General features: G+C 71.9%; 20 protein-coding genes and 1 pseudogene. 16 read left to right on the top strand and 5 right to left on the bottom strand.

The window, feature by feature from the left end; genetic code table 11:
- Positions 1 to 3: 3 nt before the first annotated feature.
- Positions 4 to 948, bottom strand: coding sequence for an AraC family transcriptional regulator (locus ACNNMR_RS42065; RefSeq protein WP_420000029.1), 945 nt, complete (start codon positions 946 to 948; stop codon positions 4 to 6).
- 120 nt (positions 949 to 1,068) lie between these two features.
- On the opposite strand from ACNNMR_RS42065, the gene ACNNMR_RS42070 reads away from it, so the two are divergent.
- From ACNNMR_RS42070 to ACNNMR_RS42095, 6 genes are all read left to right on the top strand, one after another.
- Entirely contained in the window at positions 1,069 to 1,821 is a 753-nt protein-coding gene (locus ACNNMR_RS42070) for an SDR family NAD(P)-dependent oxidoreductase (protein ID WP_420000030.1), read from the top strand.
- Positions 1,822 to 1,904: 83 nt separating this feature from the next.
- Positions 1,905 to 2,315, top strand: coding sequence for a hypothetical protein (locus ACNNMR_RS42075; RefSeq protein WP_420000031.1), 411 nt, complete (start codon positions 1,905 to 1,907; stop codon positions 2,313 to 2,315).
- 42 nt (positions 2,316 to 2,357) lie between these two features.
- Positions 2,358 to 3,065 (top strand): hypothetical protein, encoded by a 708-nt coding sequence (locus tag ACNNMR_RS42080; protein ID WP_420000032.1) that lies wholly within the window; start codon positions 2,358 to 2,360, stop codon positions 3,063 to 3,065.
- A 59-nt stretch (positions 3,066 to 3,124) separates the two neighbouring features.
- On the top strand, positions 3,125 to 3,667 hold the full coding sequence (locus ACNNMR_RS42085; RefSeq protein ID WP_420000033.1) for a GrpB family protein: 543 nt from the start codon (positions 3,125 to 3,127) through the stop codon (positions 3,665 to 3,667).
- Positions 3,668 to 3,811: 144 nt separating this feature from the next.
- A complete protein-coding gene (locus tag ACNNMR_RS42090; RefSeq protein ID WP_420000034.1) occupies positions 3,812 to 4,945 on the top strand; it encodes an LLM class flavin-dependent oxidoreductase in 1,134 nt (377 codons plus the stop codon).
- A complete protein-coding gene (locus tag ACNNMR_RS42095; protein ID WP_420000035.1) occupies positions 4,942 to 6,078 on the top strand; it encodes an MsnO8 family LLM class oxidoreductase in 1,137 nt (378 codons plus the stop codon). The genes ACNNMR_RS42090 and ACNNMR_RS42095 overlap by 4 nt, the downstream gene beginning before the upstream one ends.
- On the opposite strand, the gene ACNNMR_RS42100 is transcribed toward ACNNMR_RS42095, so the two are convergent.
- Positions 6,075 to 6,743 carry a phosphotransferase gene (locus tag ACNNMR_RS42100; protein WP_420000036.1) on the bottom strand — a complete coding sequence of 223 codons (669 nt, stop codon included), beginning with the start codon at positions 6,741 to 6,743 and terminating at the stop codon, positions 6,075 to 6,077. The genes ACNNMR_RS42095 and ACNNMR_RS42100 overlap by 4 nt on opposite strands.
- A 23-nt stretch (positions 6,744 to 6,766) precedes the next feature.
- On the opposite strand from ACNNMR_RS42100, the gene ACNNMR_RS42105 reads away from it, so the two are divergent.
- On the top strand, positions 6,767 to 7,303 hold the full coding sequence (locus ACNNMR_RS42105) for a GNAT family N-acetyltransferase (RefSeq protein ID WP_420000037.1): 537 nt from the start codon (positions 6,767 to 6,769) through the stop codon (positions 7,301 to 7,303).
- A gap of 3 nt (positions 7,304 to 7,306) precedes the next feature.
- Here ACNNMR_RS42105 and ACNNMR_RS42110 read toward each other — a convergent pair.
- Positions 7,307 to 7,615, bottom strand: a pseudogene (locus ACNNMR_RS42110) (winged helix-turn-helix domain-containing protein); the annotation flags it as partial.
- A gap of 140 nt (positions 7,616 to 7,755) precedes the next feature.
- Positions 7,756 to 7,839: a putative leader peptide gene (locus ACNNMR_RS42115; RefSeq protein WP_420000654.1), complete on the bottom strand. Its 84-nt coding sequence runs from the start codon at positions 7,837 to 7,839 to the stop codon at positions 7,756 to 7,758.
- Between the two features lie 96 nt (positions 7,840 to 7,935).
- On the opposite strand from ACNNMR_RS42115, the gene ACNNMR_RS42120 reads away from it, so the two are divergent.
- The 3 genes from ACNNMR_RS42120 to ACNNMR_RS42130 all read left to right on the top strand — a co-directional run bounded on the left by ACNNMR_RS42120 (position 7,936) and on the right by ACNNMR_RS42130 (position 10,603).
- Positions 7,936 to 8,394 (top strand): RrF2 family transcriptional regulator, encoded by a 459-nt coding sequence (locus tag ACNNMR_RS42120; RefSeq protein WP_420000038.1) that lies wholly within the window; start codon positions 7,936 to 7,938, stop codon positions 8,392 to 8,394.
- Positions 8,395 to 8,552: 158 nt separating this feature from the next.
- A complete protein-coding gene (locus ACNNMR_RS42125) occupies positions 8,553 to 9,485 on the top strand; it encodes a sulfite exporter TauE/SafE family protein (RefSeq protein WP_420000039.1) in 933 nt (310 codons plus the stop codon).
- The gene (locus ACNNMR_RS42130) at positions 9,482 to 10,603 is read left to right on the top strand and encodes an acyl-CoA dehydrogenase family protein (protein WP_420000040.1); all 1,122 of its coding nucleotides are present in this window, start codon (positions 9,482 to 9,484) and stop codon (positions 10,601 to 10,603) included. The genes ACNNMR_RS42125 and ACNNMR_RS42130 overlap by 4 nt, the downstream gene beginning before the upstream one ends.
- Positions 10,604 to 10,644: 41 nt before the next feature.
- Here the strand turns inward: ACNNMR_RS42130 and ACNNMR_RS42135 are convergent, their stop codons facing one another.
- Positions 10,645 to 11,607: a TauD/TfdA dioxygenase family protein gene (locus tag ACNNMR_RS42135; protein WP_420000041.1), complete on the bottom strand. Its 963-nt coding sequence runs from the start codon at positions 11,605 to 11,607 to the stop codon at positions 10,645 to 10,647.
- A 301-nt stretch (positions 11,608 to 11,908) separates the two neighbouring features.
- Here ACNNMR_RS42135 and ACNNMR_RS42140 point away from each other — a divergent pair, with 301 nt between their 5' ends.
- From ACNNMR_RS42140 to ACNNMR_RS42165, 6 genes are all read left to right on the top strand, one after another.
- Entirely contained in the window at positions 11,909 to 13,141 is a 1,233-nt protein-coding gene (locus ACNNMR_RS42140) for an ROK family protein (RefSeq protein ID WP_420000042.1), read from the top strand.
- 143 nt (positions 13,142 to 13,284) lie between these two features.
- Positions 13,285 to 14,859: an ABC transporter substrate-binding protein gene (locus tag ACNNMR_RS42145; protein ID WP_420000043.1), complete on the top strand. Its 1,575-nt coding sequence runs from the start codon at positions 13,285 to 13,287 to the stop codon at positions 14,857 to 14,859.
- Positions 14,860 to 14,862: 3 nt separating this feature from the next.
- On the top strand, positions 14,863 to 15,807 hold the full coding sequence (locus tag ACNNMR_RS42150) for an ABC transporter permease (RefSeq protein ID WP_420000044.1): 945 nt from the start codon (positions 14,863 to 14,865) through the stop codon (positions 15,805 to 15,807).
- A 7-nt stretch (positions 15,808 to 15,814) separates the two neighbouring features.
- Positions 15,815 to 16,669: an ABC transporter permease gene (locus ACNNMR_RS42155; protein ID WP_420000045.1), complete on the top strand. Its 855-nt coding sequence runs from the start codon at positions 15,815 to 15,817 to the stop codon at positions 16,667 to 16,669.
- Positions 16,666 to 18,669 carry a dipeptide ABC transporter ATP-binding protein gene (locus ACNNMR_RS42160; protein WP_420000046.1) on the top strand — a complete coding sequence of 668 codons (2,004 nt, stop codon included), beginning with the start codon at positions 16,666 to 16,668 and terminating at the stop codon, positions 18,667 to 18,669. Before ACNNMR_RS42155 ends, ACNNMR_RS42160 begins: the two co-directional genes overlap by 4 nt.
- Complete coding sequence (locus tag ACNNMR_RS42165) at positions 18,666 to 20,990, top strand: arylsulfatase (RefSeq protein ID WP_420000047.1); 2,325 nt, start codon at positions 18,666 to 18,668, stop codon at positions 20,988 to 20,990. The genes ACNNMR_RS42160 and ACNNMR_RS42165 overlap by 4 nt, the downstream gene beginning before the upstream one ends.
- The last annotated feature ends 15 nt before the right edge of the window (positions 20,991 to 21,005 follow it).

The following is a 21,005-nucleotide window of genomic DNA, read 5'->3' on the forward strand; positions in this document are numbered from 1 at the left end:
CGCTCACCGCCGCGCCGACTGCCGTGCCTGGCTCCGGAATTGCGCGGGCGAGGCGCCGACCACGCGGCGGAACGCGGTGCTGAACGCGCTCTCGGACCGGTAGCCCGTGGCACGTGCGAGTTCGGAGATCGACAGCGTGTCGCGGGCGAGGGCGTCGCGGGCGAGGCTCATACGCCAGTGGATCAGATACTCCAGCGGCGGGACCCCGACATGGCTCTTGAAGGCCTGGGCGAATGCGGACCGCGACATGTGGCTGATCCCGGCGAGCTCCTTGAGGGTCCAGGAGTGGGCCACGTCCGCGTGCACCGCACGCAGCGCGGCGCCGATGCCGTCCTCGTTGAGCGCGCCCAGCCAGCCGGTGGGCCGGTCGGTCTGGCCGGCGTGCGCGCGCAGCATGTGCACGAGCAGGATCTGGGCGAGGTGGTTCTGCACCAGCGGGCCGCCGGCCGCGTGCACGGAGACCTCGTTGGCCAGGAGGTCGATGAGCTGCGCGAGCCGGCTGCCATGCGGATCGGTGACGCGGACGATCACGAGCGGTGGCAGCAGATCGGTCAGGAGGGCCGCGTTGTCGTCGTCGAAGGCGATGTGCCCGACGCAGAGGTACAGGTCGTCCGCGGACTCCGGGCCGATCCGTACGAACCCGTCCTCGGCGCCCGCCAGTACCGGCTCCGCCGGGCGCGGCCGGGCGTCGGGGGTGCCGGCCAGCACGTAAGGCGGCGGGTTGCCGAGCATGAAGGTGTCGCCCTCCTTCAGCAGCACCGGCTCGTGCCCGTCGAGGATCAGCCAGCACGTGCCGCGCACGAGGCCCCCGACCCGTACATGAAGGAAGGTGTCGAAGCGCAGCGCCCACTCTCCCGTGGCGAAGAGGCTGGGCCCGATCACGGTGCGAGGGCGGAGCAGGCCGATCGCGTCGGCCACTGGATCCTGAAAGCCGAGCACCGGGGTCACCTCCTGGAGCTTGGACGATACGTAAAGAATGGCGGACTCTGCATCATGGATAGTACCGCCGATCTCCCGCATTCTCGATGGTGAACGGTTCGGCATCGATAGCGCGATGGAGACACTCACATGGGACAGCTGGAAGGCAAGACGGCGGTGGTCACCGGGGGCAGCAGCGGCATCGGGCTGGCCGCCGCCGTGCGGCTGGCGGACGAGGGCGCGTATGTTTTCGTCACCGGCCGGCGGGAGTCCGAGCTGGAGGCCGCCGTCAAGACCATCGGTGCGGACCGGGCGACCGCGGTCGTTGGCGACATCGCGAAGCCGGCGGACCTGGACCGGCTCTACGCCGCGGTCCGGGCGCGCGGCCGGGGTCTGGATGTGCTGGTGGCGAACGCGGCGGTCGGCGCGTTCGTGACGCTGGAAGCGACCACCGAGGAGCACTTCGACCAGACCTTCGGGGTCAACGTCCGGGGCACCCTGTTCACCGTGCAGAAGGCGCTGCCGCTGCTCAACGACGGCGCCTCGGTCGTCCTGGTCGGCTCTACCGCCGGTGATCGCGGAGTCGAGGCATTCGGCGCGTACGCGGCGTCGAAGGCGGCCGTCCGGTCCTTCGCGCGGACGTGGTCCACCGAGCTCAAGGGCCGCGGCATCCGGGTCAACGTGATCTCGCCCGCCTGGATCGAGACCCCCGGCGGCACCGCCGCCTTCGGCGACGAGGAGACCGCCCGGGCCGTCAAGGAGAACGTGGCCGCGACCGTGCCCAAGGGCCGCATGGGCCGGCCCGAGGAGGCCGCGGCAGTCGTGGCCTTCCTGGCGTCGGAGCAGAGCAGCTACGTGGTCGGCGCGAACATCTACGTCGACGGCGGCGAGAACCAGACCTGAACACACCCCTCCCTCCGGTACGTACGGGAGAGCGCGCGACGCAGGCACCGTGAACAACACAGTGGTGCCGGAACGGAGTTGTGATGCGCACTTCCATCGGCTCGTACGGGCGGCGGACCCTCGTGATGGCGACGGCGATACCGGTCGCGGTGGTGCTCGCCGCGGCCGGCTGCTCCTCGGGCGGAGGCGATGACGGGGACGGCGGTGGCGGAGCCGCCGCGAAGGCGGTGACCCAGCGCGATTCGGATGCCGGCAAGGTCTTCGGCGACGCACACGGGATGACGCTGTACACCGCCGACCAGGAGTCGACTTCCAAGATCATCTGCACCAAGGGCTGCCTGGCCTTCTGGAAGCCCGTGACGCTGGGCGCCAAGGCCGCGGCCCCGGCGAAGTTCGACACCGTCGACCGCCCTGACGCCGTGACGGTGCCGGGAAAAGCCGGATCGACGGACGGCGGCACGGGTGACGACGACAGCGGCGGCTACGGCTACTGAGCCGCAGGTGTGCGGGCGCGCGCGGGCGGATAAGACCGTGGGATGAGGCGTCTCGTGATCCCCGCCGTAGCCGCGCTCATGGCCCTGGCCGGCGGCTGCGCCGACGAGCCCAGCGGCTGTGACGCCAAGCCGAAGCCCGCGTCGGCCAAGGGCCAGAAGCGGCCGGTGAAGATCGAGCCGAGCCAGCGGCATCCCGGCCTCATCGACTCCAAGCTGGAGGACGTGCTCCCGACGCCGGACTTCAAGGCGGAGCCCGAGGAGAAGGTGCTCAACCACCTGCGGCGGGAGACGCTGCGGATGGCGGGGTCCATCGGGAAGACCGGCGCCGGGAAGTGTGCGGGCGAGGTGATGCGGCCGCGCGGCGAGACCGTCCGCTGCACCGTGTCGTACGAGGGCGTCACCGTGCCGTGGCAGGTGACCAGCAAGGGCATGACCTCGGGCAGCGCCGGCGCCTTCAGCCAGGACTTCATCTACACGGCCCGGCCGCTGAAGACCGTGCACACCGCGCGGTCGGTCTACGACCTCTTCGCCTGGGAGACCGGCAAGAACGGGACGACGGAGGGACCCCTCGCGCCGGTGGACCCGCGGTGCGACCGGCTTCCGAAGGTGTTCACCGCGGAACCCGGCAAGGTATCCGGCCATTACTGCCAGGATCTCTCGGCCAGTTGCACCGACGGCGTCCAGCGGGTCGAGTGGCTCGACCGGGCCATTTACGTGGACAAGCGCGGGATGCTGTCGTTCCGCGCCTGACGGGGGGCTCGTGCATGCTGGTGGGCATGCCTTTTCCCGATGAGCCAAGTCTGGTTGCCATGCTCGACTATCAGCCGCAATGGGCGGTGGACTTCGAGCAGGTGGCCAGGACATTGCGCGGTGCCCTCGGCGGCCACGCCCGGGCGATCGACCACGTCGGGTCCACTTCGGTGCCCGGGCTGGCCGCGAAGGACTGCGTGGACGTCCAAGTCCTGGTCGACGACATCGACGAGGACCGGCACATCGCGCTCATGGGCGCGATCGGCTTTCGCTGCCGGCCGGAGCCCTGGAATCGTACGGAGATCTCCTTCGGGGAGGAATGCCGGAAACTGGTCTTCGCGCCGCCGATCGGTGCCCGTCGGTGCAACGTCCACCTGCGCCGGGCCGGGGGCCCGGGCGCCCGCTTCGCGCTCCTTTTCCGCGACTTCCTGCGCGCCGACGAAACGGCCCGGCAGGGGTGGGAGGCCTTCAAGAAGCAATTGGCGCGCAGCGTGCCGGACATCTACGACAACGGGCAGATCAAGGCCCCCGCCACGACTGTACTGATGACGGCGGCCGAGCGCTGGGCACGCGAAACCGGCTGGCGGCCGAGGCCCGCCTGACCCGCCGTCTCAGCCCGGGAGACCGGAATGCCGGGCGCATGTCCCGGCATTCGGATGGGAGTTGACGGGGCGCGCCGCATATCGGTGAATGGGATTCTCCTTGCGTGCTTTCCTTTCCGACCGCCTGCGAAAGGTCGCTTTCCCATGCCCGTGGAATTCCTTGGCATTGCCGCCACCAATGACGGCTCGGAAACCAGTCCCCGCTCCGGCCCCGCCTTCGACAAGGACTACACGCTGCGCCTGGCCAGGGCGCACGAGGAGCACGGCTGGGACCGGGTGCTCTTCGCGTACGGAGCGGGCTCGCCCGATCCGGCCGCCGGAGCCGCGTATCTCGGGGCGCGCCTGGAGAAGCTGCAGATCCTCCTCGCCCACCGGCCGAATGTCTCGTACCCCACCTACGCCGCCAAGACCTTCGCCACCATCGACCAGATCAGCGACGGCCGGCTCACGGTGCACTTCATCACCGGCGGCAACGACCACGAGCAGCAGCGCGAAGGCGACATCCTCACCAAGGACGAGCGCTACGCCCGCACCCGCGAATACATCGAGGTCGTCAAGAAGATCTGGACCACCCGCGAACCCTTCGACCACGACGGCGAGTACTACCGCTTCCGCGACTTCGTCAGCGACGTGGTACCCGCGCAGCAGCCGCGCCCCCGCGTCTCCTTCGGCGGCTCGTCGCCCGCCGCGCTGGCCGCCGGCGGCACCGAGGCCGACATCTACTGCCTGTGGGGCGAGCCGCTCGACCGTACCGCCGAACAGATCGATACGGTCCGGGCGGCGGCGAAGGCGGCCGGGCGCGCCGACACCCCGCGGATCCAGGCCGCGTTCCGGCCGATCATCGCCCCGACCGAGGAGCTGGCCTGGGAAAAGGCGCACCGTACGGTCGGCGCGATCAAGGCCAACCGGTCGCGGCGCGGCAAGGTCCTCCGCCGCTACACCGGCGCCCCGGAGAACACCGGCTCGCAGCGGCTGATCGCCATCGCCGAGCAGGGCCAGCGCTTCGACCGCGCGCTGTGGACGCCGACCGCCGCGGCCACCGGCGGCGCCGGCAACTCCAACGCCCTCGTCGGCACCCCGGAGACGGTCGCCGAGGCCCTGCTCGACTACTACGACCTGGGCGTCGACATCCTCTCCGCGCGCGGCTACGACCTGCTGAACGACGCGATCGACTTCGGCCGTTACGTGATCCCGATCGTCCGCGAGGAGGTCGCCAAGCGCGACGCCGGGCGGGCGGCCCGCGGCACCCACAACCTGGCGGCGGCGGCCGCCCGGTGAGTCGCCCGGCCGGCATCCCGCTCGGCGTCCTCGACCTGGTGCCGATATCGAGCGGCTCCAGTGCGCCGGAGGCGCTGCGTAACTCCGTCGATCTGGCGCAGCAGACGGAACGGTTCGGCTATTGCCGCTACTGGTTCGCCGAGCATCACCTCAACCCGGGCGTGGCCGGCACCTCGCCCGCCGTCGTCCTCGCCCTGACGGCCGCGGCGACCTCCACGATCCGGCTCGGGTCGGGGGCGGTGCAGCTGGGCCATCGGACGGCGCTGTCCACGGTGGAGGAGTTCGGCCTGCTCGACGCCTTCCACCCCGGCCGTATCGACCTGGGCCTGGGCCGCTCCGGCGGCCGCCCGCCCGCGTCCTCCGCCGGGCCGGCGCCGACCACCACGCCCGTCGTCGACGGCCTGACGCCGAACGGGCTGCGCATCCCGAAGCGATTCTCGTACGAGCACCTGCTGGGCTCGCCCCGCGTGGCCCTGCAGCGCGGGCTGCTGCGGCAGCCGCACGCCGAGGCGCAGGATTACGGCGAGCAGGTCGATGACATCCTCGCGCTGCTCGCGGGCACGTACCGCTCGGCGGAGGGCGTCGAGGCGCACGTGGTGCCGGGCGAGGGTGCGGACGTCGAGGTGTGGATCCTGGGCAGCAGCGGCGGCGAATCCGCGCAGGTCGCGGGCCGAAACGGCCTGCGCTTCGCGGCGAACTACCACGTCAGCCCGGCGACGGTGCTGGAAGCCGTGGAGGGCTACCGCGCCGCCTTCCAGCCCTCCGACGCGCTGGACAAGCCGTACGTCACCGTCTCCGCCGACGTCGTCGTCGCCGAGGACGACGCGTCGGCCCGCGAACTCGCCACCGGCTACGCCGCGTGGGTGCGCAGCATCCGCACGGCGGAGGGCGCGATCGAATACCCCACGCCCGAGGAGGCCCGCGCGCACGCCTGGACGGAGGCCGACCGGGAGCTGGTCGCGGACCGCCTGGAAACCCAATTCGTCGGCTCCCCGCGGCGGGTGGCCGACGACCTGGAGCGGCTCCAGGAGGCGACGGCCGCCGACGAACTCCTCATCACCACAATCACCCACGCACACGCCGACCGCGTCCGCTCGTACGAACTGCTGGCGGGGGAGTGGCAGCGCCGCTAGGAACCACGACGGTGTACGTCTGCGAAGCCTGACGCCGTCTTGTCAGCCCAGGGCCGTGTCGAAGGTTGTGCGGTTGGCCGAAGTGTAGGCGTGCTCCTGCTCGGACCACCGGATGCGCTCGGCGATCGTGTGGTCGTCGGCGACGCGTGGGGGCAGGTGCGCGAGGCGGCTGTGCCACCACCTGGCGTTGCGGGCCTGGCGGTCGAGCGCGGCATCGATGAGGCGGGAGAGGGCTCGTCGAGTCTGTACGCGTCGGCGAGGGCGCGTAGCTGGGCGGCCTGGACGGTGGCGGGAGGAGCGGTGGGTTTGGAGGAGATGCACCAGGTCCACGCCATGTAGCCGAGGTCTTCGATGGGATCACCGGGGGCGGCGGTGTCGAAGTCGATGAAGGCTACCGCGATGTTGTCGGCGAAGACAGTGTTGTTCGGTCCCGGGTCGTGGTGGCAGACCGCGGGATGCCCGCCGGCCAGCCGACTGCCGCGGGTGGCGTCGTGGAAGGAACGGAGCAGGGAGCCGGCCGCGGCCACCTGGGAGTCGGTCCAGCGCTGGAACCGGGCCGGCACCCAGCCTGGCCGACCTTGACCACGCCGGGGGTGATACGTCCGCCGTACAACGGCACTTCGTTTCTCCATGGCGACATCCTGGCCCTTGGCATGACAGTGCATTCACCTGTGACACGGTTGCTGCCATGACGGTTGGCGCGGATTCGGGCAGTGAGGTTGTACTCGAGACGAGTCGTCTGCTGCTCAGACCTTGGCGAGTGGCCGAGGCTGTTGTTCAGCGGGAGCTGTGGACCGAGCGTGATCCGCGGGTGCCGCCGCACCGTCGGATCGACGCGGACGGACGTCCCACGGTGGCAGAGCTCGAGGATTCGATCCGCGGCAGCCGGGTGTGGGCGAGCGGGCTGTTGGCGGTCGAGCGGAAGGGCGCTCGCGATGTCGTCGGTTACTGCGGGCTGGTCGACAGCGGGCGAGGATCGGAAGGGGAACCGGAGCTGGCATTCGAGCTGCTGCGCCGAGTCTGGGGTCAGGGGTACGCGACGGAAGCCTCGTTGGCGGTGGTGGACTGGGCGAGATCATCTGGGTACCAGCGTCTGTGGGCCACGGTCTGGGACTGGAACACCGCTTCGCGCCGTGTGCTGGCCAAGGTCGGATTCACCGAGACCGACCGGAAGGAAGTGGACGTGGCGTACGGAACCAACCTGTTCACCACGATGCGGCTCTGATGGCTACGCGAGGCCCGGCACGTACTTGTAGCCGACCCGGCGGACGGTGACGATGCGGGACCGGTGCGCGGGGCCCAGCTTGCGGCGCAGGCGGGCGATGTGGACGTCGACCGTTCTGCCGTCGCCGGCGTAGGTGTACTGCCAGATGCCGGCGAGGAGCGCGTCGCGGGTGTGCACCCGGTGCGGGTGGGCGACCATGTGGGCGAGTAGCTCGAACTCCAGGTATGTGAGGTCGAGTTCGCGGCCGTCGACGTGGACGACGCGGCTCGCGTGGTCGATGCGTACGGCGGCGTCGCCGCGGGCGGGAGGTGCGTAATCGGGGAGGGTGATGGTCACGTTGAGCCCCTTTGGCTGGAGAAGGGTGGAGTGAGCGGAGGCGAGCGGCGGCGCGCGAATCGCGGGGGCCCGCTGGGTCCGTCCGGGCAGGGCGCGGGCGCCCGCAGGGTCCGGTCTCAGTAGGGTCGGCAGACCGCGCTGGCCACGCGACGGAAGTCGACGTGCCTGCGGCGAACGAGCGGCGGCTGCGACAGGGGCATGTGGTCAGTCTGTGGCGGGACGCCGCCGCCCGTCAAGCTTCCCTATCAAGTTTGTAGGAATTCGCGTGCGTGCATGACCTGCGCGATAATGCCCGCATGCGGATCTCAGCGAAGGCGGACTACGCCGTGCGGGCGGCCCTCCTGCTCGCCGGTGCGGAGCACGCCGAGCCCATGAAGGCCGAGGCCATGGCGGTCGCGCAGGAGATTCCGCACAAGTTCCTCGAGGGCATCCTCGGCGACATGCGGCGCGCCGGGCTCGTCGTCAGCCAGCGCGGCATCCGCGGCGGCTACCGGCTGGCCAGGCCCGCCGCCGACATCACCGTCGCCGACGTCATCCGCGCCGTCGAGGGACCGCTCGTCTCCGTGCGCGGCGTCCGGCCCCCCGAGCTGGCGTACGGCGGCCCGGCCGAGTCGCTGCTGCCGCTGTGGGTCGCCCTGCGGGCGAACGTCCGCCACATCCTGGAGGGCGTCTCACTCGCCGACATCGCGGCGGGACAGCTCCCCGGCTTCGTACACGAGCTGGCGCAGGACCCGGCGGCCTGGGTCAATCCCTGAATCGTTCCCTGAATCGTTCCCTGATCGTTCTGGCCAGGGCGTTCTCGAATTGCGATACGGATCCGTCCATTTCCTGGACGCCGACTTGTCATCTCGGCCACTCCCGCCCACTATCCCTATCAATCCGATGGGGAAACTAGGGATGGGGAGAAGCGGTCGTGAAGACGCTGATTTTGCTGGCACTTGCCGGGCTCGGGGCCCAACTGGTCGACGGAAGCCTGGGCATGGCGTACGGCGTCACCTCCACCACCCTCCTGCTCGCCTTCGGCACCAACCCCGCCGCCGCTTCGGCCACCGTGCACCTCGCCGAGATCGGCACCACGCTCGCCTCGGGCGTGTCCCACTGGCGGTTCGGCAATGTGGACTGGAAGGTCGTCGCCAAGATCGGCGTGCCAGGGGCTGTCGGCGCCTTCGCGGGCGCCACCGTCCTGTCGAATCTCTCCACCGAGACCGCAGAGCCCGTGATGGCCCTGATCCTCCTCGGCCTCGGGCTGTACGTGCTGGGCCGCTTCACCTTCCGCGGCCTGCCCACCGGCAATCTGGGCAAGCCGCTCCGGAAGCGGTTCCTGTCGCCGCTCGGCGTCGTGGCCGGCTTCCTCGACGCCACGGGAGGCGGCGGCTGGGGCCCGGTGGGCACGCCCGCGCTGCTCGCCAGCGGGCGGATGGAGCCCCGCAAGGTCATCGGCTCCATCGACACCAGCGAGTTCCTGGTCGCGCTTGCGGCCAGCCTCGGCTTCCTGTTCGGCCTCGGCTCCGAGGGCATCGACTACCAGTGGGCCCTCGCCCTGCTCCTCGGCGGCCTGATCGCCGCACCCTTCGCCGCCTGGCTCGTACGGCACGTGCCGCCGCGCATCCTCGGCTCCGCGGTGGGCGGTCTCATCGTGCTCACCAACATCCGGACGGTGCTGCGGAGCGACTGGGTCGGGGCGGGGGAGGGCGCCCGGTGGGTGGTGTACGCGCTGATCTACGCACTGTGGGCCGCGGCCGTGGGCTACTCCGTAAAGGAACACCGCCGTCAGGCCGCCGCCCCAACGAGCGTCCCAGCCCAAGCCGAAGGCGACCGTACGACAGAGCCCAGCACGAGCGCATGACCGCGGAGATCCTGCGCACCGCCCGTGAAGTGGCCGACGACCTCGCCACCGACGCGATCGCCCGCGACCAGGCGGGCAAGCCGCCTGCCGACGAGGTCGCCCGGCTCCGCGAGGCCGGCCTGCTGGCCGCGCTCACCCCGCCGGGACCCGGGCACGGACTGGACTGGCAGACCGCCTGCGCCGCCATCCGGGAGATCGCGACGGCGGACAGCTCCGTCGGCGAGATCCTCGCGCGGCATTACGTACACACCTGGAGCAGCCGCTTCTACGCCACGTCTCCCCGGTCCGCCGCCATCGACGCCGACTCGGCTCGCGGGCAGTGGCTCTGGAGCGGGTCCGTACGCCCCATCGCCGCCGACGAATCCGCGCCGACCCTCACGCTCGCCACCGGCGACGGCCGGCAGGTGCTCGACGGGAGCTGCTGGGTGGACACGGCGGCGACCGTCGCCGACCAGCTCGTCGTGGACGCCGTGTCGGCCGCGACCGGCGACATCCTGGTGATACGCCTCCCGCGCAGCCACCGGGGCATGACCGGTGAGCCCGCACACGACCGCCTCGGGCAGCGCGTCGCGGACGCCGGCACCCTTGTCCTCGACCGCATCCCCGTATCGCCGGAGCAGATCCTCGGCCCCCGGCCGCACGACGACGAGACCACCCCGCCGCGCACCGCCCTCGCCGAGCCGGCGCTGCGGCTCGCCCTGTGTCACGTCGGCCTCGGCATCATCGAGGGCGCGTTGGCGGAGGCCCGCGACCTCAGCAGGAACAGCCTGACGACGCGGCTCCCGGGCAATGATCCCGACCTTCTCCTCGCGTACGGAGATCTCGCCGCCTCGGCGCAGACCGCCGGCGCCCTCGTCGAGCGGGCGACGCACGCGATGTCGCGCGCGCTGAGCGCCGGGCCGTACGTGGACGTCGAGGAACCTACGGCCGTCACCTTCCACGTGGCCACCGCCGAGTCCGTGACCGCCGACGCCATGCTGCACATCACCACCGGAGTCCTGGAACTCGCCGACGCCCCCGGCCTGGACCGCTTCTGGCGCAACGCCCGCGTGCTGACGGCCGAGCACGCGAGCGCCCGCCGGCTCCGGGCGATTGGCGACCATTACCTGAACAGCTAGCCCCTGACCTGCCGGTCAGGGGCTAGCTGCGGTCGTGGGCGTCAGGCGGCGGCGTGCTCCGCCACCCGGCCGTCCGTCGAAGCACCGGAGGCGATCCCGTAGCGCGGCTCCGGCACCGACTCAGGTGCCAGCAGCACCGAGCGGCGGCCGTCGACGCCCACCGGGACATCGCCGTCGATCGTCACCCGGCGCAGGGTGCGCTCGTGGGCGTCGGAGTCGTCGACGCCGTAGTGCTGGGTGGCGCGGTTGTCCCAGATCGCGACGTCGCCCGCGCGCCACTGCCAGCGGACGGTGTTCTCCGGGCGCTCGACGTGGGACTGCAGGACGGCGATGAGGGCGCGCGAGTCGCGGGCGTTGAAGCCGGAGAGCTTCTGCAGGAAGTTGCCGAGGATCAGGGTGTGTTCGCCGGTCTCCGGGTGGACGCGGACGACCGGGTGCTCGGTCTTGAAGGTGACCGCGGTGAACACCTTCCGGTGCTGCTCGATCGCCTTGGACGGGGCGTCGGGGCGGATGGCCGCGTAGTCGTAGTCGTTGGTGTGCACGCCGCGCAGGCTGTCGGCGAGGACGCGCAGCGGCTCGGGGAGTTCGGCGTAGGCGGCGGCGGTGTTGGACCAGAGGGTGTTGCCCCCGTACGGCGGGATGACCTCGGCGCGGAGGATGGAGAAGGCCGGGTAGGCGGGGACGAAGGTGACGTCGGTGTGCCACTGGTTGGCGCGGCCGCCGTGCGCGTTGTCGATGCCGAGCGCGTAACGGCCGTCCACGGACGGGACCGTGGGGTGGGCGACGAGGTCGCCGAGCAGCCGGCCGAAGGCCTCGTGGCCGTCCGCGTCCAGGTGGCGCTGGTCGCGGAAGAAGATGACCTTGTGCTCGTGGGCGGCGTTACGGACCGCGGCCACGGTCGCGGCGTCGAGATCGCCGCCGAGCCGGACGCCGGAGACGACGGCGCCGATGCGGCCGCCGACCTTCTCCACGGTGACGGTGTCCTTGGCGGGTGCGGATGTCATGGGGTGGGTCCCTTCGTTGGTTCTGCTCGGAGCGGAAAGAATTCCGAGCCGCGTGGGGAGGAGTGGATAACTGGAGCTGGGGTGCAGCGAATGCCGCGGCAAGGGCCGTAAATCAGGCGGCGGTAGGACACGCGGAAAGGGGCTGAATCATCGCGGTCATGCCCAGGATCATGGTCCGGTCCCGGAAAGGCGTCAAGGCTATCCCGGCCACCTTCATGAGGCTGCAATACTGCCGACATTCTTGACGGTATTCCGTCCGCCGATGCTCGCCGAATCCCGTGGTTCAGGGCATGTTGGGGACATGTTGTCCCCAGCCCCCCAGGGCACCCGAACCTCCGGCGACCGCCGCCGCGAAGCCAACGCCGCCGCCGTGCTGCGCGCCGTACTCGACCACGGTCCGGTCGCCCGCAGCGCCATCGCCCGCCTCGCCGAGCTCAGCCCGGCCGCCGTCTCCCGGCAGTGCACCGACCTGACGCGGCTCGGCCTCCTGCACGAACTGCCGGGCAGCGCAGGCCCGAGCGGCGGGGTGGGACGGCCGCAGATCCCCGTCGACCTGCGGGCCGGAGCAGCCGCCGGGCCGGTCGCGGGTGGCGTGCACATCGGGGTGCCGCAGTCCGTGTTCTGCCTCGCCGACCTGCGCGGAGGGGTGCTCGCGCGGCGGGTGTTCCGGCACGAAGGGATCCCTGCCGACCGGCTCCCGGACGCGGTCGGCGGGGCCCTCGCCGGCTTCCTCGTCGAGCACGGCACCGCCGCCCGCCCGCACCTCGGCGTCGGCGCCGCCGTCGGCGGCTGGGTCGACCCCGGCACCGGTACGGTCGTCCGCCACGAGTCGCTCGGCTGGCGCCAACTCCCCCTCGCGAGCGTCCTGGAGCGGCACACCGGTCTGCCCGTACGCATCGACAACCACGCCCGCGCCGTCGCCCAGTCCGAGCTGCTCTTCGGCCGCGCCGCGGCCCGCCGGTCCCTCGTCCACCTCTTCGTCGGCAACGTCGTGGACGCCGCCGTCGCCATCGCCGGAGTCGTGCACCGCGGCCCCCGCGCCGGCGCCGGGGACGTGGCCCACCTGCCGGTTCCGGACAGCGCCGCGCCCTGTAGCTGCGGCCGTACGGGCTGTCTGGAGGCCACCGCATCGGATGCCGCGCTGGCCCGTACCGCCGTCGCCCGCGGTGTGATCCCGGAGCCGAGCGCGGCGCTGCTGGTGGACGCGGCCGCGGCCGGCGACCCGCGCGCCGACTCGCTGCTGCGCGAGCGGGCCCGCGCGGTGGGCCGGGCCACCGGACTGCTGCTCGACGTGCTGAACCCCGATCTCGTCGTGATCACCGAGCAGTCGAGCGTGCTCCACCCCGGCTATCTGGAGGAGATACGGGCGGCCGCGATCGACCATTCGCACGTCAGCGAAGATCCGGAGCGGATCGTGGTCCCACATGCTGGACCGGCCGCGCTTCCGGTCGCGGCGGTCACCGTCCTACTGAATCCGCTGTTCAGGAATCCGCTGCAAGGCGCCCGCAATATTCCGGCAATGGCCCCGTTGTGATAGTCAACATCCCGTACAAAAACCGAGGTTGACCGGTCGTCGGGCTTACTGTCATTCTGCTGCGATCGAATACCGAAACGTGCCTTTGAATTCCTCACTTCCGGCATTCCTTCCGCTCGCAGCAAAAGAAATGGGCCTCCGTCATGCCTGTGCCACCACCCCTGCCCTCCCGCCGCACCACCCTGCGCGCCGCCGGTGCCGGCGCCCTTCTGCTCGGGGCGGGCGGTGGGCTGGCGGGCTGCCGGTCCGCGGCGTCCACCGCCGAGGGCGGCAGCGGGCCGAAGCGCGGCGGCAAGCTGGTCGTCGGCATCAACCAGGACTTCACTCCCGCGCTGCTGTTCACCCAGAGCGGCCAGTCGCTGCAGCAGCGGCTGATCTACAACACCCTCACCCGCTACGACGATGAGCTGAAGCCGCAGCCGGAGCTCGCCAAGTCCTGGCAGTACGCGGCCGACGGCCGCAGCATCACGCTGCGGCTGCGCGACGACGTCACGTACCACGACGGCCGCACGTTCGACGCCGACGACGTCATCTTCGCCATCCGCAACCTCACCAAGCCGGTCCGCTCTGCCCAGCTGGCCGCCACCGCCCGCGCCGTCACCGGCTTCGACAAGCGCGGCGCCCACGAGCTGGTGCTGAAGCTCGCCCACCCGGTGGGCAACCTCTTCGACCTCTTCGAATTCATGATCATCACGGACCGGCACACGGTCGCGGAGACCGTGAAGGGCGCGAAGCTCAACGGCACGGGCCCGTACCGCCTGAAGCAGTGGCAGCCCGGCACCGGCCTCAGCCTGACCCGCAACGACAAGTACTGGATACCGGACCGTCCTTACCTCGACGCCGTCGAACTGCGCGTCTTCACCCAGCCCGACGCCCTGCTCTCCGCCCTCCGCTCCCGCCAGGTCCAGCTCTCGTACCACGTCTCCGGCAAGCACCTCGCCGCGCTGAAGAGCCGCGACGACTTCCGCGTCCGCCGCTACGCCACTGGCAACGGCGCCGTCTACGTCGGCGCCACCGTCGCGGACAACCCCACCGACAGCAAGGACTTCCGGCAGGCCGTCGCCTGGGGCGTCGACCGCGAACGGGTCGTCGAGCAGGCCCTCGGCGGCTACGGCTTCGCCTCGGCCGCCCCGTGGCCCAAGTCCTCGCCCGCCTACAGCGAGGCCAACCGCACCCACTACCGCCACGACCCGGGCAAGGCCCGCGCCCTGCTGAAGGCCTCCGGAGCGGACACCCGCAAAACCGTCCCCCTCGGGCACCCCGCCATGCCGCTGCACACCTCGATCGCGGAGATCGTCCAGTACGACCTGAAGCAGATCGGCATCAAGACCGAGCTGCAGCCGCACGACACCGCCACCTTCCAGAAGAAGCTGATCGGCGGCGATATGCCGGCGCTGTGGATCAACGGCCACGGCTTCGCCCAGGTGCAGCCGTCCACGCTCGCGGTCAGCGCGTATCCCTTCAACGAGGCCAAGAACACCTCCCGCTTCCGCTCGAAGGCGTACACCAAGGCCGTCCACGAGGCGTGGGAGGTCAAGGAAGCCGACTCGCCCGCCGCCCGCGCCCGCTACCAGAAGATCTCCGACCTGCTGCTGGACGAGGCGTTCATCATCGACCTCGCCGTGCAGGCCCAGGTCGAGGTGGCGGCGAAGAAGCTGCGCGGCGCCACCCTCGGCAAGTTCAGCTATCTCAACCTCGACCACGCCTACCTGGCCTGACCCATGCGCGGATACCTCCTGAAGCGGATCCCCTCCGCCCTCCTCGTGCTGCTCCTCGCCTCCTTCCTGATCTTCGCGATCCTCCGCCTGGTCCCCGGCGACGCCGCCACCACGCTCGCCGGGCCGGACGCGAGCCCGGCCTCCGTGGCCGCCATCCGGGACCGCCTCGGCCTCGACGAGCCGCTGCTGACGCAGTACCTCGCCTGGCTCGGCGACCTGTTCACCGGCGACCTCGGCCCGTCGTACGCGGTCGGCGGCGACGTCGCCACCCTCATCGGCGACGGCCTCGGCGCCACGGCAGAACTCACCATCGGCGCGCTGCTGGTGACCGTGTCCCTGGGCCTCGCCCTCGGCGTCCTCGGCGCCACCTCACGGCGGCGCTGGGTGCAGGCGGTCGTACGGGCGCTGACCACGGGCGCCCTCGCGGTGCCGCCGTTCGTCACCGGCGTGCTGCTGGTGCTGGTCTTCGCGGTCGGCCTCGGACTGCTGCCGTCCAGCGGCCGGATCGGCCTCCTTCAGGCTCCGGATCTCGAGCTGCAGTACCTGCTGCTGCCCGCCGTCTGCCTCGCCCTCCCCAGCGCCGCCGTCCTCGGCCGCTACCTCCGGGACAGCCTGGAGCGCGCCCTCGCCGAGGACTACGTGCGCACCGCCGTCGCGGCGGGCGTGCCGCGCCGCCGCCTGCTGTGGCGGCACGCGCTGCCCAACGCCCTGCCGCCCGTAGTCACCCTCCTCGGCATGCAGACCGGCCACCTCCTCGGCGGCGCCGTCCTGGTCGAGGCCATCTTCGCCTGGCCAGGCCTCGGCCAGCTCGCCGAACAGGCGCTCACCCGCCGCGACTACCCGGTCGTCCAGGACCTGCTGCTCCTGCTCGTAGCCGTCTTCGTCGTGGTGCAGCTGCTCACCGACGCCGTCCACGCCTGGCTCGACCCCCGGATCCGGTGGGAGTGATCTGCCGATGACCACCCTGTCCTCGACCGCGGCCGTACGGACGCTGCGGCTGCCGCGCCTCCCGAAGGTGCTAGGCAGCATCCGCGGCCGCATCGGCCTCGCCCTCGTAGCGCTCGTCGTGCTCGCCGGGCTGCTCGCCCCGCTGCTCACCTCGTACGGGCCGACCGAGCAGTCCAGCCGCGCCCTCCTCGCGCCCGGCGAGGGCGGGCATCTGCTCGGCACCGACGACCTCGGCCGCGACCTGTTCAGCCGGGTGCTCTACGGCATCCGTACCGACGTCGAGGTGATCGCGCTCGCGGTCCCGATCGGCGCGCTCGTAGGCTGCGCCCTGGCCCTGCTCGCGGCCGCGCACCGGGTGCTCGACACGGCCGTGCAGCGGCTGTTCGACCTGGTGCTGGCCTTTCCCGGGCTGATCCTGGCGCTCGCCATCACCGCCATGCTCGGCCCCGGGCGGCTGCCGGTGATCGTCGTCATCGCGCTCGCCGAGATCCCCGTCTTCGGACGGCAGCTGCGCACCGGCATCCTTGTGCAGCGCGAGCGGGAGTACGCGGTCGCCGCCCGGGTCGGCGGTGCCGGGCGGGTCCGGCTGCTGGCCCGGCACATCCTGCCCAACGCCGCCGACCCGCTGATCGTGCAGGTCGCCGTCTCCCTCACCGTCGCCGTCTTCCTCGAAGGCGCGATGAGCTTCCTCGGCGTCGGCGTCCGCCCGCCGGAACCCACCCTCGGCGGCGTCCTCAGCCAGGCGCTGCCCTTCCTCTCCCAGGCCCCGTACTTCGCCGCCGGGCCGCTGCTCACCGTCACCCTGCTCGTCCTCGGCCTGTCCCTGCTGTCCGAGGCCCTCAACCGGGAGATACGCCGATGACCACCACCGACGCGCTCCTCGACGTACGCGGCCTGAGCGTGGACTTCACCGCCTCTGACGGATCCGTGGTGCATGCCGTGCGAGATGTGGACTTCACGCTGCGGCGCGGTGAACGGATCGCCGTGGTCGGCGAGTCGGGGTCCGGGAAGTCGACCACGGCGCTGGCGCTGCTGCGGATGCTGCCCGGGAGCGGGCGCGTCACGGCCGGTTCCGTACGCCTCGAAGGGACGGACCTGACGGCGGCGGGGGAGGAGGAGCTGCGGGCGGTGCGGGGCGCGCGGATCGGGATGATCTTTCAGGATCCGATGACCTCGCTGAACCCGGTGCTCACGGTCCGCCGGCACCTCGACGAAGTGCTGCGCGCGCACGGCGGCGCGGACCGCCCGGCGCGGCGGGCGCGGGCGCGGGAGTTGCTCGAGCTCGTCGGCATCCCGGACGCGGAGAGCCGGCTGGACGACTACCCGCACCAGTTCTCCGGCGGCCAGCGGCAGCGCATCCTCATCGCGCTGGCGCTGGCCAACGAGCCGGACGTGCTGCTCGCCGACGAGCCGACGACGGCGCTGGACGCCACCGTCCAGGAACAGATCCTCACGCTGCTCACCGAGCTGAGCGAGAAGACGGGCACGGCGCTGGTGCTCATCACGCACAACATGGGCGTCGTCGCCCGCACATGCGCGCGCGTACTGGTCATGTACGGCGGCACGGTCGTCGAGGACGGCCCGACCGCCGACGTCCTGGCCCGGCCCCGGCACCCGTACAGCGCGGGCCTGCTGGCGGCAGTGCCGCGCCTGTCGTCGCCGTCCGGGACCCGGCTGCGCGGCATACCGGGATCGCCACCGGACCTGTCACTGGTGCCGACCGGCTGCGCGTTCGCGGCCCGCTGCGCGCACGCGGAGGAGCGGTGCGCGGCGGAGCCGCAGACGCTGGCGGCACCGGGCGGCGAGCGGAGCCGAGCGGCCTGCCACCGCGCGGACGAGCTCGAACTTCTCGGTGCGCTCCGGCCAGTGGCAGAGCCGGTGGCACCGGCGGTCCCGGCCGAGGCGGGGCCGGCTGCGGCGGTGCTGCCGGCTGCGGCGGTGAGGCCGGCCGGAGACGCGGCCGTCGCCGGGAGCACGTCCTCGCCCGTGCCGTCGAGCGCCGAGCCCGCAGCCGGATCCGTGGGCCCGCCCGGTGCGTCCGCGGCCGACCCGGCCACGCCCCTCCTCACCGCCACCGACATCCGCAAGGTCTTCCGCCGCGGCCGGCGCGGCTCGCTCACGGCACTCGACGGCGTCTCCCTGGAGCTGCACGCCCGCGAAACCCTCGGCCTGGTAGGCGAGTCAGGCTCCGGCAAGTCCACCCTCGCCCGCGTCCTCGCCCACGCCCACCCCGCGGACGGCGGCACCCTCCGCCTGCGCGGCGAGGACGTCACCCGGCCCTCCCGCGCCGCACTCCGCGCGCTGCGGCAGCAGGTCCAGATGGTGTTCCAGGACCCGTACGCCTCCCTCAACCCCCGCATGACCGTCGGCGAGAGCATCGCCGAGCCCCTGCGCGGGCATTCCGCGTACGAGGACCGCCAGGCACGCGCCCGCCGCGTCGCCGAGCTGCTGGAGCTGGTCGGCCTCGACCCGGCGACCGCCGGTCGCCGTCCCAGCGCCTTCTCCGGCGGCCAGCGCCAGCGCATCGGCATCGCCCGCGCGCTCGCGCCCGCGCCGTCGGTGCTGATCTGCGACGAGCCGGTGTCCGCGCTCGACGTCTCGGTGCAGGCGCAGATCGTCAACCTCCTCGCCGACCTGCAGCGCGACCTCGGCCTGGCGCTTGTCTTCATCGCCCACGACCTGGCGGTGGTACGGCAGGTCAGCCACCGGATCGCGGTCATGCACAACGGCCGCATAGTCGAGACGGGACTGGCCGACCAGGTCATCTCGCAGCCGCAACACCCGTACACCGAGCGGCTGCTGGCCGCCGCCCCCGACCTCGTCCCCGCCGACGCCGACGCCGTAGGAGCCTCCGCCGCATGACACCCCCGCCCCACGGCCCCCGCCGCGACCCGTACGCCGGCTTCCCCGGCCGCGTCGGCCGCACCTTCGCCGACTCCGAGCCCGCCTGGCCCGACCGCCGCACCCCGCCCGCCGGAGCGCCGAACATCGTCCTGGTCTACCTGGACGACATGGGCTTCAGCGACATCGGCCCGTTCGGCGCCGAGGTCCCGACCCCGACGCTCGACGCCCTGGCGGCCGACGGCATACGCCTGACGAACTACCACACCGTCCCGCTCTGCTCCCCCTCCCGCGCCGCGCTGCTCACCGGCTGCAACCCGCACCGCGTCGGCTACGCCATGGTCGCCAACGCCGACCCGGGCTTCCCCGGCTACGGCATGGAGATCGCCCCCGACTTCCCGACCCTCGCCGAGACGCTGCACGGCGCCGGCTACGCCACGTACGCCGTCGGCAAATGGCACCTCTCCCGCGACGCCGCGTCCTCCGCCGCCGACGACCGCGCGAACTGGCCGCTGCAGAAGGGCTTCGACCAGTACTACGGCGTCCTGGAAGGCCTGACGAACCTCTTCCACCCGCACCAGCTCGTCCGCGACAACACCCCCCTCGACATTGACGCCTTCCCGGACGGCTACTACTACACCGACGACATCACCGACCAGGCCATCTCCATGGTCAAGTCGCTGCGCGCCCACGACACCGAGAAGCCCTTCTTCCTCTATTACGCGCACAACGCCGTACACGCCCCGCTCCAGGCCAAGCCCGCCGACCTGCAACGCCACCGCGGCCGCTACACCGCCGGCTGGGACGAGCTCCGCCGCACCCGTTTCAACCGCCAGCTGGCCGACGGCCTCTTCCCACCCGGCACCGAACTGCCGCCGCGCAACGCCGAGGACGGCCTGGACGTGGGCCCGTGGGATGAGCTGAGGCAGGAAGAACAGGAGCTCTTCGCCCGCTACATGGAGGCGTACGCGGCAATGGTCGACAACGTCGACCAGAACCTGGCACGGCTTCTGGACACCCTCCGTGACCTGAACGAACTCGACAACACGATCGTAGTCTTCACCTCTGACAACGGCGGCAGCGGCGAAGGCGGCGCCGAGGGCAGCCGCAGCTACTTCAGCCGCTTCGCCCACCACCCGCACCTCCCCGCCGACTGGCCGGCCGACGTCGAACGCGACCCCGACCTCATCGGCGGCCCGCGCAGCCTCGTGCACTATCCGCGCGGCTGGGCGATGGCGTCCAACACCCCGTTCCGGCTCTACAAGCGGCACACGTACGCGGGCGGGGTGCGGGTGCCCTTCCTGCTCTCCTGGCCGGCCGGGCTGCCGCGCGCGGCCGGGGACGACGGCATCCGGCACGCCTACCAGTACGTCACCGACGTCGCACCGACGCTGCTGGAGCTGGCCGGGGTGACCCGGGAGGACGCCGTCCAGGAGCAGGACGGCGCGAGCTTCGCGGCGGTCCTCGCGGACCCGGCCGCCGCGGGCACCCACACCGAGCAGTACTGCGAGATGACCGGCAACCGCAGCTACTACCGCGACGGCCACAAGCTCGTCACCCTGCACCGGCCAGGCGACCCGTACGACGACGGCGAATGGCGACTCTACGACATCCGCACCGACCCGACCGAGCTGTACGACCTCTCCGCCGAACGACCGGACCTCGTCAAGGAACTCGCCGCCGCCTGGGAGGAAGCCGCCTGGCGCAACGGCGTCTTCCCCCTCCCCGACGCCTCCGGCGCCCTGGCCCGCCGCGGCCCGTCCGAACAGCGCCTGACCCACTCGGTCACGCTGCTCGCCGGCACGCCGGAGCTGGAGCGCTACCGCTCGTCGCGCCTGATCGCGCTGCGCTCGTGGACCGCGACGGTGGAGCTGTCGGCCCCCGGCTACGCGGACGGCGACGCGGGCGTGCTGCTCTCGCACGGCGACCAGGGCGGCGGCTACAGCCTGTACGCCGAGGACGGCAGGCTCCACTTCGCATACAACGCCTACGGCGCCCTGCACACCACCGACGCCGGCCCGCTACCCCCAGGCACCCGCCGCATCGAGCTCGTGGCCACCGCCGAGCGCGGCCTGCGCTGGCGCTTCACGCTCACGGTCGACGGCACACCACGGGCCACCCCCGCGCCGGTCCACCAGCTGATCGGCATGGCCCCGCTCCAGGGCATCAGCATCGGCGTGGACCGCAAGTCCCCGGTGTCCTGGCCGCTGCACGAGCGGCACGGCGTCTTCCGCTATACGGGCAACCTGCACTCGGTCACGTACACACCGGGCCCACCGGGCCCCGACGCCCCCGAGGAGATCGCCCGGGCGCTGCGCGCGGCGGCGGCCGCCTTCGAGTGAGTCCCCGTCCCCGCG

The sequence above is a fragment of the Streptomyces boninensis genome (assembly GCF_048572725.1).
Taxonomy (GTDB): domain Bacteria; phylum Actinomycetota; class Actinomycetes; order Streptomycetales; family Streptomycetaceae; genus Streptomyces; species Streptomyces boninensis.

What these genes read in the sequence shown, in the direction of transcription:
- ACNNMR_RS42070 (WP_420000030.1), top strand. Translation starts at nt 1,069, where the DNA reads ATGGGACAGCTGGAAGGCAAGACGGCGGTGGTCACCGGGGGCAGCAGC.
- ACNNMR_RS42075 (WP_420000031.1), top strand. Translation starts at nt 1,905, where the DNA reads ATGCGCACTTCCATCGGCTCGTACGGGCGGCGGACCCTCGTGATGGCG.
- ACNNMR_RS42080 (WP_420000032.1), top strand. Translation starts at nt 2,358, where the DNA reads ATGAGGCGTCTCGTGATCCCCGCCGTAGCCGCGCTCATGGCCCTGGCC.
- ACNNMR_RS42085 (WP_420000033.1), top strand. Translation starts at nt 3,125, where the DNA reads ATGCTCGACTATCAGCCGCAATGGGCGGTGGACTTCGAGCAGGTGGCC.
- ACNNMR_RS42090 (WP_420000034.1), top strand. Translation starts at nt 3,812, where the DNA reads ATGCCCGTGGAATTCCTTGGCATTGCCGCCACCAATGACGGCTCGGAA.
- ACNNMR_RS42100 (WP_420000036.1), bottom strand. Translation starts at nt 6,743, where the DNA reads ATGCACTGTCATGCCAAGGGCCAGGATGTCGCCATGGAGAAACGAAGT.
- ACNNMR_RS42105 (WP_420000037.1), top strand. Translation starts at nt 6,767, where the DNA reads ATGACGGTTGGCGCGGATTCGGGCAGTGAGGTTGTACTCGAGACGAGT.
- ACNNMR_RS42115 (WP_420000654.1), bottom strand. Translation starts at nt 7,839, where the DNA reads ATGCCCCTGTCGCAGCCGCCGCTCGTTCGCCGCAGGCACGTCGACTTC.
- ACNNMR_RS42120 (WP_420000038.1), top strand. Translation starts at nt 7,936, where the DNA reads ATGCGGATCTCAGCGAAGGCGGACTACGCCGTGCGGGCGGCCCTCCTG.
- ACNNMR_RS42130 (WP_420000040.1), top strand. Translation starts at nt 9,482, where the DNA reads ATGACCGCGGAGATCCTGCGCACCGCCCGTGAAGTGGCCGACGACCTC.
- ACNNMR_RS42135 (WP_420000041.1), bottom strand. Translation starts at nt 11,607, where the DNA reads ATGACATCCGCACCCGCCAAGGACACCGTCACCGTGGAGAAGGTCGGC.
- ACNNMR_RS42140 (WP_420000042.1), top strand. Translation starts at nt 11,909, where the DNA reads ATGTTGTCCCCAGCCCCCCAGGGCACCCGAACCTCCGGCGACCGCCGC.
- ACNNMR_RS42145 (WP_420000043.1), top strand. Translation starts at nt 13,285, where the DNA reads ATGCCTGTGCCACCACCCCTGCCCTCCCGCCGCACCACCCTGCGCGCC.
- ACNNMR_RS42150 (WP_420000044.1), top strand. Translation starts at nt 14,863, where the DNA reads ATGCGCGGATACCTCCTGAAGCGGATCCCCTCCGCCCTCCTCGTGCTG.
- ACNNMR_RS42155 (WP_420000045.1), top strand. Translation starts at nt 15,815, where the DNA reads ATGACCACCCTGTCCTCGACCGCGGCCGTACGGACGCTGCGGCTGCCG.
- ACNNMR_RS42160 (WP_420000046.1), top strand. Translation starts at nt 16,666, where the DNA reads ATGACCACCACCGACGCGCTCCTCGACGTACGCGGCCTGAGCGTGGAC.
- ACNNMR_RS42165 (WP_420000047.1), top strand. Translation starts at nt 18,666, where the DNA reads ATGACACCCCCGCCCCACGGCCCCCGCCGCGACCCGTACGCCGGCTTC.